Source organism: Kribbella sp. NPDC043289 (assembly GCF_056436705.1).
The window spans coordinates 270,557-283,410 of record NZ_JBWKCB010000006.1 but is presented as its reverse complement, the minus strand read 5'-3'; the positions used below and the strand labels follow the sequence as shown (position 1 = coordinate 283,410).

At 68.9% G+C, this 12,854-nt stretch carries 17 protein-coding genes; 10 read left to right on the top strand and 7 right to left on the bottom strand.

The window, feature by feature from the left end:
* Positions 1–29: 29 nt before the first annotated feature.
* Positions 30–770 carry a DUF3109 family protein gene (locus tag AC0662_RS32100; protein ID WP_478305347.1) on the bottom strand — a complete coding sequence of 247 codons (741 nt, stop codon included), beginning with the start codon at positions 768–770 and terminating at the stop codon, positions 30–32.
* An 87-nt stretch (positions 771–857) separates the two neighbouring features.
* Here AC0662_RS32100 and AC0662_RS32095 point away from each other — a divergent pair, with 87 nt between their 5' ends.
* Genes AC0662_RS32095 through AC0662_RS32070 form a run of 6 tightly spaced genes read left to right on the top strand, consistent with a single transcriptional unit; the run spans position 858 to position 5,313 of the window.
* A complete protein-coding gene (locus tag AC0662_RS32095) occupies positions 858–1,790 on the top strand; it encodes a Ppx/GppA family phosphatase (RefSeq protein WP_478305345.1) in 933 nt (310 codons plus the stop codon).
* A gap of 4 nt (positions 1,791–1,794) precedes the next feature.
* Entirely contained in the window at positions 1,795–2,649 is an 855-nt protein-coding gene (locus AC0662_RS32090) for a sugar phosphate isomerase/epimerase family protein (protein WP_478305343.1), read from the top strand.
* Positions 2,646–3,245 (top strand): TetR/AcrR family transcriptional regulator, encoded by a 600-nt coding sequence (locus tag AC0662_RS32085; protein ID WP_478305341.1) that lies wholly within the window; start codon positions 2,646–2,648, stop codon positions 3,243–3,245. The genes AC0662_RS32090 and AC0662_RS32085 overlap by 4 nt, the downstream gene beginning before the upstream one ends.
* Positions 3,245–3,814: an HDIG domain-containing metalloprotein gene (locus AC0662_RS32080; protein ID WP_478305339.1), complete on the top strand. Its 570-nt coding sequence runs from the start codon at positions 3,245–3,247 to the stop codon at positions 3,812–3,814. The genes AC0662_RS32085 and AC0662_RS32080 overlap by 1 nt, the downstream gene beginning before the upstream one ends.
* Before the next feature lie 42 nt (positions 3,815–3,856).
* Complete coding sequence (locus AC0662_RS32075; RefSeq protein ID WP_478305337.1) at positions 3,857–4,579, top strand: ABC transporter ATP-binding protein; 723 nt, start codon at positions 3,857–3,859, stop codon at positions 4,577–4,579.
* Positions 4,576–5,313: an ABC transporter permease gene (locus tag AC0662_RS32070; protein WP_452193342.1), complete on the top strand. Its 738-nt coding sequence runs from the start codon at positions 4,576–4,578 to the stop codon at positions 5,311–5,313. The genes AC0662_RS32075 and AC0662_RS32070 overlap by 4 nt, the downstream gene beginning before the upstream one ends.
* Positions 5,314–5,326: 13 nt before the next feature.
* On the opposite strand, the gene AC0662_RS32065 is transcribed toward AC0662_RS32070, so the two are convergent.
* The 4 genes from AC0662_RS32065 to AC0662_RS32050 form a co-directional block, all read right to left on the bottom strand.
* The gene (locus AC0662_RS32065) at positions 5,327–6,352 is read right to left on the bottom strand and encodes a hypothetical protein (protein WP_478305335.1); all 1,026 of its coding nucleotides are present in this window, start codon (positions 6,350–6,352) and stop codon (positions 5,327–5,329) included.
* 11 nt (positions 6,353–6,363) lie between these two features.
* On the bottom strand, positions 6,364–6,870 hold the full coding sequence (locus tag AC0662_RS32060; protein ID WP_478305333.1) for a SigE family RNA polymerase sigma factor: 507 nt from the start codon (positions 6,868–6,870) through the stop codon (positions 6,364–6,366).
* 198 nt (positions 6,871–7,068) lie between these two features.
* Positions 7,069–7,641, bottom strand: a complete 573-nt coding sequence (locus AC0662_RS32055; RefSeq protein ID WP_478305331.1) for a TIGR03086 family metal-binding protein — start codon at positions 7,639–7,641, stop codon at positions 7,069–7,071.
* A gap of 154 nt (positions 7,642–7,795) precedes the next feature.
* Positions 7,796–8,830 (bottom strand): DUF695 domain-containing protein, encoded by a 1,035-nt coding sequence (locus AC0662_RS32050; RefSeq protein WP_452193349.1) that lies wholly within the window; start codon positions 8,828–8,830, stop codon positions 7,796–7,798.
* A gap of 163 nt (positions 8,831–8,993) precedes the next feature.
* On the opposite strand from AC0662_RS32050, the gene AC0662_RS32045 reads away from it, so the two are divergent.
* Positions 8,994–9,923: a proline dehydrogenase family protein gene (locus tag AC0662_RS32045; RefSeq protein ID WP_478305329.1), complete on the top strand. Its 930-nt coding sequence runs from the start codon at positions 8,994–8,996 to the stop codon at positions 9,921–9,923.
* A gap of 3 nt (positions 9,924–9,926) precedes the next feature.
* Here the strand turns inward: AC0662_RS32045 and AC0662_RS32040 are convergent, their stop codons facing one another.
* Positions 9,927–10,442 (bottom strand): hypothetical protein, encoded by a 516-nt coding sequence (locus AC0662_RS32040; RefSeq protein WP_478305327.1) that lies wholly within the window; start codon positions 10,440–10,442, stop codon positions 9,927–9,929.
* A gap of 102 nt (positions 10,443–10,544) precedes the next feature.
* Here AC0662_RS32040 and proC point away from each other — a divergent pair, with 102 nt between their 5' ends.
* Together proC and AC0662_RS32030 are read left to right on the top strand one after the other, a co-directional pair.
* The gene (gene proC / locus AC0662_RS32035; RefSeq protein WP_452193355.1) at positions 10,545–11,348 is read left to right on the top strand and encodes a pyrroline-5-carboxylate reductase; all 804 of its coding nucleotides are present in this window, start codon (positions 10,545–10,547) and stop codon (positions 11,346–11,348) included.
* Between the two features lie 72 nt (positions 11,349–11,420).
* A complete protein-coding gene (locus tag AC0662_RS32030) occupies positions 11,421–12,020 on the top strand; it encodes a hypothetical protein (RefSeq protein WP_478305325.1) in 600 nt (199 codons plus the stop codon).
* Here AC0662_RS32030 and AC0662_RS32025 read toward each other — a convergent pair.
* Positions 12,013–12,447 carry a PPOX class F420-dependent oxidoreductase gene (locus tag AC0662_RS32025; protein WP_478305323.1) on the bottom strand — a complete coding sequence of 145 codons (435 nt, stop codon included), beginning with the start codon at positions 12,445–12,447 and terminating at the stop codon, positions 12,013–12,015. The genes AC0662_RS32030 and AC0662_RS32025 overlap by 8 nt on opposite strands.
* 50 nt (positions 12,448–12,497) lie before the next feature.
* Between AC0662_RS32025 and AC0662_RS32020 the strand changes: the two genes are divergently transcribed.
* The gene (locus AC0662_RS32020) at positions 12,498–12,854 is read left to right on the top strand and encodes a winged helix-turn-helix transcriptional regulator (RefSeq protein WP_478305321.1); all 357 of its coding nucleotides are present in this window, start codon (positions 12,498–12,500) and stop codon (positions 12,852–12,854) included.

Sequence of the window (12,854 nt, the reverse complement as noted above, 5' to 3'; positions counted from 1 at the left end):
CGGGCGGCACACCCAGGGGTGTGTCGCGGCTACTTCGACGCCGGGTGCGGCAGCAGCGGACGCGCCGCCTCCAGGTGCTGACGGCACAGGTCCGCGAGCACGTCGTACGCCTTCAGGCCCATCAGGGTCTGCAGTTCCACCTTGCTGGACTCGAAGACCGGCTCGACGGCGATGTGCGCCTCGGTGTTCCCGGTGCAGTACCAGTCCAGGTCGTGCCCACCCGGGCCCCAGCCGCGCCGGTCGTACTCAGCGATCCCGACCTCGGTGTACGACGTCCCGTCCGGACGCTCGACCTCGCGGAACGTCCGGCGGATCGGGAGCTGCCAGCACACGTCCGGCTTGGTCTCGACGAAGTGCACGCCGCGCTTCAGGGCCAGCCCGTGCAGCGCGCAGCCGGCGCCACCGCTGAAACCCGGGCGGTTCAGGAAGATGCAGGCACCTTCCCAGACGCGGGTCTTGCGCTCGCCCTCGTCGTCGGTCTCCACCCAGCCGTTGGCCCGGCCTTCCTTGCGGAACTCCCAGTCCTCCTTGCCGAGCTCCTTGACGTACTTCTTCACCCGCTTCTCGTCGTCGGCGTCGGAGAAGTGCGCGCCGAGCGTGCAGCAGCCGTCGTTCGGACGGCCCTTGTAGATCCCCTGGCAGCCACCACCGAAGATGCAGCTCCAGTTGGAGGTCAGCCAGGTCACGTCGCAGCGGAAGACCTGGTCGGCGTCTTCCGGGTCGACGAACTCGACCCAGGCGCGGGGGAAATCGAGAGAAACCTCAGGCACCTGGAAAGCGTACGCGCCCGAGCCGCACAACCGTGAACGAAGACTCCGGAACGCGCCGCTACTCCTGCCGTCCAGTAGCGTGAGGGTATGCGGCTCGGCGTACTCGACGTGGGATCCAACACCGTCCACCTGCTGGTGGTGGACGCGCATCGTGGTGCCGCGCCCTACCCTGCGTACTCGCACAAGACCGAGCTGCGGCTCGCCGAGCACCTCGACAAGGACGGCAAGATCGCGCAGTCCGGCTCCGACGGGCTGATCGAGTTCATCAAGGAAGCGACCGTGCTGGCCGAGGACAAGGGTTGTGAGTCGGTGCTGGCGTTCGCGACCTCCGCGCTGCGCGAGGCGCCGAACGGCGACAAGGTGCTGGACCGGGTCCGGAAGGAAACCGAGATCGACCTGCAGGTGCTGAGCGGCGAGGACGAGGCCCGGCTGACGTTCCTCGCGGTCCGCCGGTGGTTCGGCTGGTCCTCCGGCCGGCTGGCGGTCTTCGACATAGGAGGCGGCTCGCTGGAGATCGCCGCCGGGTCCGACGAGGAGCCGACGGTCGCGGTCTCGGTTGCGCTCGGCGCCGGCCGGTTGACCCGGGAGGGCCTGACCGCGGATCCGCCGGACAAGGACGAGGTACGGGCGCTGCGCAAGCGGGTCCGGATGGAGATGGCGGCCGTCGCGGGGGGCGTGCTGCGCGCGGGCCGGCCGCAGCGCGCCGTGGCGACCAGCAAGACGTTCCGTTCGCTGGCCCGGATCACCGGTGCGGCGCCTTCGGACGACGGGCCGTACGTCCCTCGCACGTTGGGCCGCGACGATCTGGCCGAATGGATGCCGAAGCTGACCAAGATGTCGGCCGAGGAGCGGGCCGAGCTGCCCGGGGTGTCGGCGGGACGATCGTCCCAGCTGCTCGCCGGTGCGGTCGTCGCGGACGCCGTCCTCGACCTGTTCAACCTGCCCGCGCTCGAGGTCTGCCCGTGGGCGCTGCGCGAGGGTGTCATCCTGTCCCGGCTCGACCAGCTGCAACCCCGGTGAACCAATGAACCCCCGCACGACCGCGAAGATCGGCCTGTCCACCGCCTCCGTCTATCCCGAGTCCACCGCCAGCGGCTTCGAGCTCGCGGCCCGGCTCGGGTACGACGGTGTCGAGGTGATGATCGGGATCGATCCGCTGAGTACCCAGATCGACGCGATCCAGCGGCTGATCGACTACCACCAGCTGCCGGTGCTCGCGATCCACGCGCCGACCCTGCTGATCATGCAACGGGTCTGGGGGACCGACCCGTGGAGCAAGCTCGAGCGCAGCGCCGAGGCCGCGAAGGAATTGGGCGCCGACGTGGTCGTCGTGCACCCACCGTTCCGCTGGCAGCGCGACTACGCGCGCGGGTTCGTCGAGGGCGTCGCCCGGCTGGAGGCCGAGACGGGCGTGACGCTGGCGGTCGAGAACATGTACCCGTGGCGCGCGCCCGGCCGCGACCTGCAGGCGTACGCGCCGAGCTGGGACCCGACCGAGCAGACTTACGCGCACACCACGCTCGACCTGTCGCACGCCTCCACCGCGGAGCAGGACTGCGTCGAGCTGGCCGCGACGATGGGCAAGAGCCTCACCCACGTCCACCTCACCGACGGCACCGGCTCCGCGAAGGACGAGCACCTGGTCCCGGGCCGCGGTACCCAACGTGCGGCCGACCTGCTGGGCAGCCTGGCGAACCAGGACTTCCGCGGCCACATCATCATCGAGATCAACACCCGCCGCGCGACCAGCCGGTCCGAGCGCGAGGTCGACCTGGTCGAGTCGCTGGAGTTCACCCGCAAACACTTCATCCGGACCAGCTCCCGCAAGACGCCGTTCGCGGTCACGCCGGACGGTGAGATCTCGGAGCTGACTCCGTGACAGCCCCCCGGGCGTCCCGTCGTACGCCGGGCCGTCGCCCCGGTGGACCGGACACCCGGGGAGAGATCGTCGCGGCCGCGCGGGAATCCTTTGCGGACAAGGGATTCGCGGCCACCTCGTTGCGTGCGGTCGCGCGCCAGGCCGGTGTCGACGCGGCGCTGGTGCACCACTACTTCGACAGCAAGGACGAGCTGTTCATCGAGGCGATGGCGATCCCGGTCGACCCGCGCCAGATCGCGGCGTACATCGTTGACGGACCGCGCGAGGAGACCGGCCGGCGGATCGCGAGCGCGTTCCTCGGGGCGTGGGAGTCGCCGGACGGGCAGCAGCGGATGAAGGCGCTGTTCCGCAGCGTGGTGAGCAGTGAAGAGGTGGCCCGGATGATGCGCGAAGGCATCACCCAGATGATCATCCAGCCAGTCGCCCAGATGCTCGATGTCCCCGACGCGCAGTTGCGGGTCGGCCTCGTCGCGACACAGTTGGTCGGGGCCGCGGTCGTCCGCTACCTGGTCGAGCTCGAGCCGGTCGCGTCGCTCGACGTCGAAACGCTCATCGACCGGTTGGCGCCTGTCCTCCAGCAGCACCTGACCGGCTGATGCAGATCCCGACCGACGGCGAGATCCGCGTCCTGCACAAGGACCATGCGCCGAGCCGGTCCGCGTTCGAACTCGTCTACGAGCACTGTCAGTTGGTGTGCTCGGTGGCTTCGCAGTTCTTCGCCGGCTTGGACATCGACACGGATCTGGTTCGTGCGGGGGCGTTGCTGCACGACATCGGCGTCTACCGGCTGGAATCGACGGCGTACGTCCGGCACGGTGTGCTCGGGCACGAGTTGCTGGCGTCGCTCGGCTTCCCGGTCGAGCTGTGCCGGTTCGCGTCGTGTCACACGGGTGTCGGGATCACCCGCGACGACGTCGTACGCCAGTCATTGCCGATCCCGGTCGGCGACTACGTGCCGCGGACGCCGGAGGAGGAGCTGGTCATGTACGCCGACAAGTTCCACAGCAAGCGCACTCCGCCGGTGTTCCTCTCCGGTGACACGTACGCCACGGAGGTACGCCGGTTCGGCGTCGACAAGGTACGGCGGTTCGGCGCACTGCGGACGCGGTACGGCGATCCTGCGCTGGCCGAGCTGAGCGACGCCACCGGGTACGCCGTGATCTGACGGGCTGTTGTCACGGGACGCCGTCCGAGCTAAATTCATCATATGATGAAAACTGCGGTGAGCTGCCGTGGCGTCGTCGTGGTGCGCGGCGACCGAGAGGTCCTGCACGGCGTCGACTTCGACCTCCGGGCCGGGACGGTGACCGGTTTGCTCGGTCCCTCCGGTTGCGGCAAGACGACCTTGATCCGCGCGATCGTCGGGTTGCAGGCCCGGGTGACCGGTGACATCTCGGTGCTCGGGTCGCCGGCCGGTGCGCCGGGGCTGCGCGGGCGGATCGGGTACGTGACCCAGGAGCCCAGCGTGTACGGCGACCTGACCGTCACCGAGAACCTTCGCTTCTTCGCCGCGGTCATCGGTGTCGCGGCCTCCGATGTGGATCGGGTGATCGAGGCCGTCGATCTACGGAGTCACGCGGGGACGCGCGTCGACGAACTGTCCGGAGGTGAGCGGTCCCGCGCGTCGCTCGCGGCCGCGCTGCTCGGTGACCCCGAGCTGTTGGTGTTGGACGAACCAACGGTTGGTCTGGATCCGGTCCTGCGCCGCGACCTCTGGGACCTGTTCCACCGGCTCGCTGACGCCGGCGCGACGCTGCTCGTCTCGAGTCACGTGATGGACGAGGCCTCGCGATGCGACCGGCTGTTGTTGATGCGGGACGGCGAACTGCTCGCCGACGACACGCCGCAGGTGCTGCTCGAATCGGCGGGCACGGGCGACATCGAGCAGGCGTTCCTCACCCTGATCGAGCGGAAGGCTGGTGCGCGATGACACCGCGGGTGACGTTTGCGGTCGCCGCTCGGGTGCTCGCCCAGTTGCGGCGGGATCACCGGACGGTGGCGATGCTGATCGTGTTGCCGACGGCCCTGGTCAGCCTGATGTGGTGGATGTTCCACGACTCGCCGACGACGTTCGACCGGATCGGCGGGCCGCTGCTGGCGGTGTTCCCGGCGATCATCATGTTCATCGTCACCTCGGTCGCGACACTGCGCGAGCGGTCCAGCGGCACGCTGTCGCGGCTGTTCACGATGCCGATGGCCAAGCTCGACTTCCTGCTCGGGTACGCCGTCGCGTTCGCGCTGATCGCGGTCGTCCAGGCCCTCGTGGTGGTGTCGATCTCGCTGTACGCCCTGAACCTCGACATCCGGGGCCCGGCCTGGCAGTTGGGCGTCGTCGCGGTCCTCGACGGCATCCTCGGTACGACGCTCGGCCTGTTCGCGAGCGCGTTCGCGTCGACCGAGTTCCAGGCCGTGCAGATGATGCCGGCGGTGATGATCCCGCAACTTCTGCTCTGCGGTCTGTTCGTGCCGCGCGACGAACTTCCCACGGTGCTGCACGCGATCAGCGACGTACTGCCGCTGTCCTATGCGGTCGACGCCGTCATCGGGGTTGCCAAGGGCAACGGCTTCGGGAGCGGCACCGGCGGCGACGCACTGGTCGTCGTCGGGTTCATCGTGGCAGCACTCGGACTGGGTGCGGCGACCCTCAAGCGGCGTACCGCCTGAGGGTCGCTCGCGATCACTCGAAGACCTTGACGACCTTTCCGTTCTTGTCGTACGCCGCGACCTTCGGGAACTCCTTCAGCCTGTACTTCGACTGGGTGTACCAGGTGTAGGCGAACCAGCCGCCCTCTCCGACCGGGACCTGATAGACCGGTCCCTTCCCGATCCGCAGCCGGACCGTCTGGCCCGCCTTCGACTCCACGCGGCCCCAGCCGGTCGACGACCACGTCGTACAGATCCCGTTCGTGCAGCCGCCGCCACCACCGCCGCCGGTGTACATGTCCGCCCGAGCCGATTTGTCGGCGGGGTCGAGCACCGGATCGGCACCGCTGAGGTTGGTCAGGGTCGCGAACGTCGTGGTCCGCGCGAACTGGGACCAGTCGTCCCTGTCCGCCATCAGTTGGCACGACACGACCTTGTGCCCGGACGGGGAGATCGCGACCACGATCGCCTGCCCGAGTGTCTTCGAGTCGTCGGAGGCCACCACCTGCCAGCCGGTCAGGTCGATCCAGGCGATCACCGAACAGTTCCGCAGCTTGTCCGGGATGCTCTTCGGCACCGGGTCCTTCGCCGCGGCAGCGACCAACTCCGCCGACGGCTTGTCGCCACCGGGGACGATGCACTCCGCGCGCTGCTCGCCGATCTTGATGTCGTAGATCGCCAGGTGACCCGCCCGGATCGTGCCGCGGCCCTGCAGCTTCCGCTTCTGGTTCGGGTACCTCAGGGCGCAGCGGCGCTGGGCCTCGTCCATCGAGACCCGCTGGTCGGCGGCCGCCTCGCCGCGGGGGACACCCGGCACCGGGCCGAACTGCGAGTTGCCGGCGACTTCCACCTGCTCGTTCGTGGACCTGAGATTCGGCAGCAGGCTCGCCGTGATCGCGATCGCCGCCACACCGACGACCGCTCCGCCCGCGCCGAACAGCTTCCGGCGGCGCCGGCCCTTGCGGCCGCGCTCGAGGACCTGGGCGGTGTCGAAGGGCTCGTCTGTCCCGGACTCGGCCAGCCGGTGGAGCTCGGCGCTGACCTCACGTACGTCTTCCATCTCGTTCTCCTTCACAGCACCTGGCTCGCACGCCGTCGATCGATGGCCCGTCGGAGAGTGTCGAGACCCCGCGCCGCCTGACTCTTCACGGTGCCTTCCGAACAGCCGAGGATCTCCGCGGTCTGCTCGACGGACATGTCCTCGTAGTACCGCAGCACCACGCACGCCCGCTGCCGCGGACCGAGCGACCGGAGCGCCTCCAGTACCTCGTCCCGCTCGGCGTGCCCGCTCGCGAAGTCCTCCAGATCGACCTGATCCGGTACGTCGGCGATCGTCACCTCCCGCCGCCACGGTCGCCGACCGCCGTCGTACGCCGCGTTCACCACGATCCGGCGGGCATACGCGAACGGGTTCCCTGCCCGGCGTACCTTCGGCCAGGCCAGATACAGCTTGTACAGCGCGTCCTGGACCACGTCGTCAGCCCGATGCCGGTCACCCGCCACCAGAAACGCGGTCCGCCGCAAGGCCGCCCCGGCCTCCTCGACGAACTCGACAAACTCCCGGTCCCGCTCCGCCATCCGCCCCTCCACTCTCCATCTCCCCCTCAAGACGAAAAGCCCAAGCCCCCAGGTTGCACCTGCCCGCGGTCCAGCGCGTTTGAGGGGCCGCCCCCGCGAGCGGGGGGGTGCCCCCTGGGATTTCAAGGGGGCAACCCACCATCTGAGGGGCCGGCCCCTCAAACGCGCTCGGAGCGAGGCGCGGCACGAGCCGGCGGTTCAGATCCGGCGACCGAAGGCGTCGAGCAAGCGGGTCAGGACTGGGCTGTCCGCCGGCAGCTCCGGACTTGCACCGTCACCGAAGGTGCCCATGGCCCGCATCTCGTCCACATGCGGCTCGACCATTGCCCACAACCCGTCCACCACCGCCGCGTCGAGCGCCGGATCCTGCTCCGTGCCAACCGCGACGTCCCATCCGTGCACCATCAGTTCACCGAGCCGGAAGCGCAGGAACGTCGCGAAGGAGATGTCGCCACTCGGATGATGCAGGGCTCGAACCCTGTCAGCCGATGCAAAAGCCGCAAGCTGCCGAGCGCAGGAGTCCACCACAGCCGTCCGCGCGTCGGCACCGAGCTGATCGCCGTCCAGACCCGCCGTCGCCTCAGCCGCCGAAGCCCCGGCCAACAGCCGCACAGCAAACACGTTGCCGGCGACCACGTGGTCGAGCACGTCTCGCACATTCAACCCAGCAGGCGTCAGCCGGCTCCAGTCCGACGTACCAACCCCGTCTGTCAGCCCAGCGAGCCGCTCCCCGGCCGGCGCAAGCAACCCGATCCCCAAGTCGTCTCCCACAGCCACATCCAACACGGCACGTCGCCTTGAACTCCACCAATTAGCAGGCGCCGGCGCCGTATCGCGAGGCTGGTGGCGCGGGTGGCTGGCGGGCTGTTGGGGCGCTGGCGGGCTACAGCACGTCAGCCGACGCAGAAGCCGCCAGCCGCCGCCATCAGCCCGAGAGGTGGGCCACGTTGTGCCAGGCGGGGTCTGGTTCGACGGTGATGGTGACTTTGCCGTGGGGCCAGCCGGTGGTGGCGGCTTGGAGTTGGGCGTCGGCGGGGGTGGTGCCGTCGGTGTAGTAGTGCAGGATGCGGGTGCCGGCGGAGGTTTCGTGGGCGAGGAGGTTTCCGGAGCCACCCAAACGATCGGTGAGGTGGTCTTCGAAGGCTCGTAGTTCGTCGAGCATCTCGGATTCGGGGAGACCGTCGTCGCGCACCTTCGGGTAGCTGATCGACACCGCGACGTGGGTGTCGAGGTGCGGCCGCCGAATCGAGCGCAGGGGGTACTCCGCGGTCGCGATCACCCGTTGACCGTCGCGCGTACCCTCCAGCATCTTCCACGCGGGGCTGCCGTCGTCCAGCGTGTGCTCGGCCGCGAACCCCGCCACCACCGGCAGCAGTTCACCAATAGGTACGGCGTCCGACGGCACTGCGGCCAATGTGTCGATCGCGCCGACCCACGTCTCCACCATCTCCTCGCCGAGCACCAGGTCGAGGATCAGGAACGTCACCCGCCGCTGCGCATCGACCGACAGCGATTCGAAGACCGGATGGTGTACGCCGACGTGGACCGAGGCCGAGTCGGGTTCGATGGACACCACGGACTCGTCGATCGCGACCGGCGGCAGCCCGTCGAACTGGATCGTCACCGCGGGACCCGGGCGGCGCAGGTCGGCGTACTCCCAGAGCTGGTCGGAGGAGGGGGCGGCACGCAGCCAGCGGCGGGCGACGGCGCGTTGCGCGGGGTTTCCGGCGGCGGTGACGATCAGGACGTGCTCGGCGAGCAGTCCGGGGCCGAGCTCCCACTCCAGGTCCGGGTGGATCCGGGCGATCCGTTCGTTCAGCTCCACGTTGGCGTCGGCCGGCTGCCGCTGGGCGACGGCGTGCGCGAGGCTCGCGGCACCGGTCGTGGACCACCAAGACCAGAACGCGCCGATCGGGTCGGCGTCCACCACGATCCGCTTGCGACGCTTGAAGATGGGCATGAGCGCATCCTCTAACAACCAGGGGTGCGACCATCGCACCCAGTGAACGAACCAGTGACCGGGCTGGTGTGGTCCCGGCCACAGGATTAGGGAGCGCTCGGTTCAGGCGCGTAACCTGCTGACACCACTGGCAAATGGGTGGGTTGATGAGGAGGAACACGTAGTGCTTCGGCGAGTCCTGCTGGGCATGTCCCGCAGCCCCCAGATCAAGAAAGCCGTGTCGTCGCTGCCGGTCTCCAGTGGCATCGTGGCGCGGTTCGTGGCCGGTGAGACCGCTCCGGAGGCCGTGCTGGCCACCGAGAAACTGGTCAGCAACGGGCTGAACGTCACCCTCGACCACCTCGGTGAGGACGTCACCGATCTGGCCGCGGCGACCGCGACCGCCGACGCGTACCTCGACCTGCTGAAGAAGCTCTCCGCGGCCGGCCTGACGAAGAATGCCGAGGTCTCGGTGAAGCTCTCGGCCGTCGGCCAGGCGCTCCCGGGCGACGGCGAGAAGATCGCGCTGGAGAACGCCCGGACCATCTGTCTGGCCGCCCGCAACGCCGGGACGACGGTGACCCTCGACATGGAGGACCACACCACGACCGACTCCACGCTCGGGATCCTGCGCGAGCTGCGCCAGGACTTCCCCGAGACCGGTGCGGTCCTGCAGGCGTACCTCCGCCGTACCGAGGCCGACTGCCGCGACCTCGCGCACGCAGGCTCCCGGGTCCGGCTCTGCAAGGGCGCGTACAAGGAGCCGGAGTCGGTCGCGTTCCAGGAGAAGCGCCAGGTCGACAAGGCGTACGTCCGGGCGATGAAGGTCCTGATGAACGGCGCCGGCTACCCGATGATCGCGTCGCACGACCCGCGGCTGATCTCGATCGCCGGCGCGCTCGCCGACCGTGCGAACCGGCAGCCGGGCAGCTTCGAGTACCAGATGCTCTTCGGCATCCGCCCCGAGGAGCAGCTGCGGCTGTCCGGCCTCGGTCACACGATGCGCGTCTACATCCCGTACGGCGAGGACTGGTACGGCTATCTGGTACGTCGCCTCGCCGAGCGTCCCGCCAACCTGCAGTTCTTCGCGCGCTCGCTGATCAGCAAGAAGTAGTCACTAGCACGGCCAGCCGTAGCCGGTGCCGTACCACTGGCTCCAGGCTCCCCAGTTCCGGGTCACGCCGTCCTTCAGTTCGTACATCCGGAACCGGACGCACTTGCCTTCCTGGTGGTCGTAGTTGCAGTAACTCCAGCCCTCGGACGACGGAAGCGCCTGGCAGTAGCGGTTCTTGCCGTAGTTCGTCTGTACCTGTGCCACCGGGGCCCAGCCGTTGGTCAACCCGTCGAAGACCCACTGGTTGTCGCCGACCCACTTGAAGCAGGTCGAGCCGATCGAGTACCCGGCGAACCGGCAGGTGTCGTAGTCCGGTGCACCGGAGGCCTTCGTCGCCTTCAGCGGATGGGTCTCGGTCGCGTCGGCGGCGACGACGTCGTCGGTGTCGGTATCGGCGTCCGACTCGTCCGCGGCGACGATGCTGCTGGTCGCGGGCGGCTGGGCAGCGGTGGCTTGGGTCAGTCCGGCGGCGAGCGGGAGCAGACCGACGGCGAGAGCGAGGGTACGGCGAAGGCGCATGGGCGGATCCTTCTCGGTCCGAAGGGGCGGGGAGGAGAGCCTATGTCCCGGCTGGTGGGCAGTGGGACCAGGATCTGAGCAGTTCGTCAGTACTCTGTGGGCATGAGTGCAAAGGTGGCCGTCCTCGGGGCCGGTGTGATGGGGGAGACGTTGTTGTCCGGGCTGATTCGGGCCGGGCGGCGACCGGAAGACCTCCTGATCACGGAGCGCCGGGGGGAGCGTGCCACCGAGCTGCGTGAGCGGTACGGCGTCGACGTGGTGTCCAACCTGGACGCGGCGAAGCAGGCGGACACCCTCGTCCTGGTGGTGAAGCCGCAGGACATGCCGGACCTGCTGGCCGAGATCGCGCCGGCCGTGCAGCCGACCCAGACCGTGGTCTCGCTGGCCGCCGGGATCACCACCGGGTTCGTCGAGTCCCGGCTGCCCGAGGGCGTCGCCGTCGTCCGGGTGATGCCGAACACGCCTGCCCTGGTCGACGAGGGGATGGCGGCGATCTCGCGTGGCGCGCACTGCGACGAGAGCCACCTGGAGCTGGCCGAGAGCCTGCTGGCCGCGACCGGCCGGGTCATCCGCGTGCCGGAGAAGCAGCAGGACGCGGTGACCGCGATCTCCGGTTCCGGACCGGCGTACCTGTTCTTCGTTGTGGAGGCGATGATCGAGGCCGGTGTCCACATGGGCCTGCCGCGCAGTACGGCGACCGACCTCGTCGTGCAGACCGTCGTCGGTTCGGCGAAGCTGCTGCGCGAGACCGGCGAACACCCGACGGTATTGCGGGAGCGCGTCACGTCCCCCGGCGGTACGACGGCCGCCGCCGTCCGCGAACTCGAGGACCACAAGGTCCGCGCCGCCTTCCTGTCCGCGATCGAAGCCGCCCGCAACCGGTCACGAGACCTGGCCGCCGAGTAACACCTCTCTCACAGCTGGCGTTAAGGTAAAGCCCCCAGGTTTTCCTGCCATGTTCGAGGGATGATTCCGCCGATGGGTAAAGGTTCGGTCGAGCCGGACACCGCGCCTGCGCAGCAGCAGGACATGCCGCAGCAGGGGATGTCGCCGCAGCAGGAGATGCCGCAGCTGCCCTGGCGGGTGCCGCTGGATCCTGCGCCGTGGTGGGCGTGGACCCTGTTCGTGCTGCCGTTCGTTGCCGTGCCCGCGTTGAACTCGTGGCTGTGGATGGGCGCCCGCGACATGCTCGCGGTCGGCCTGCTGACGATCATCGGCGCGTCGGTCGTGCGCGTCGCCGGTGGTGTCGTGCTGTATCGGGTCGACCTGTTCCCGAGCGGTCTGAAGGCGCGGACCAGCATGCTGGTCCGGAGCCTCGCCTGGCAGGACGTCGGGAAGCTCGAGATCGGCGACGACAACGTGGTTCTGACCCGCGGTCCCGACGAGCACGAGATCAACGGCATCCCGGAGGGCCGCACCGCCGAGGTCGCCGCGGTCATGGAGGTACTGCGCGAGCGGGCCCTGTCCGCCCCGGTCCAACGACACCGCCCGCGCCCCGGCCTCGGCACCCTGTTCGTCCTCCTCTACGTCGTCCTCTCGATCGGCGCTTTCCTCCTCCGCTGGCACATCGTCATCTGACCCACGGCCCCTCACCAGTGATCCGGTCGACGGACACCCGGACGATCGTCGCGCCCGCGTAGACGGCTTCGTTGCCGAACGGGAACTCGTCCCGACCGAGATACTTCTTCGTCAACCGATCCATCAACGCCTTGTACTGCTGCGGAATCCCGGGCCCTTCGAGCGTCACCGTGCCCCGCAGCACGAGGTACTGCGTCAGTCCGCGCGGACTGATCTGGTCGTCCTGCACGACCACGGTCACCCGCGGATCGCGGCGCAGGTTGCGGGTCTTGCGATGCCTCTCCTCGACCCCGATCAACAGCTCGTCGCCGTCGCGCCCGACCCACACCATCGAGGCGTGCGGCGACCCGTCCGGGTCGATGGTGATCAGCGTGACGTCCTTGGGCTCGTCGAAGAGCCGGTGGGTGCTCTCGGGAAGTCTGTTCATGCAGCAGACGCTAGGCAGCGCCGTGGGAACCTCTGGGTACCCTGATCGCTGTGTACGGTGCGGAACCTGGTGACGTCTTCCTGGCCGACTGCCCCGCTCGCCTCGCGGTCGAGGTGATCGCGGACAAGTGGGCCGTCGTCGTGCTGTGGGGTCTCAACGACCACGCCCGACGGCACTCGGAGCTGATCGAGCTGATCGGCGGGATCTCGAAGAAGGTCCTCACCCAGACGCTCCGCCGCCTGCAGACCAACGGTCTGGTCGCCCGCACCGACTACGGCGGCGTCCCACCACGCGTCGAATACGAGCTGACCGAACTCGGCCGAACCCTGATGGTCCCGATCCGATTGCTCACAGAGTGGGCGGAGGAGAACGGCGACGCGGTGCTCGCGGCGCAGGAGGGAGGATGA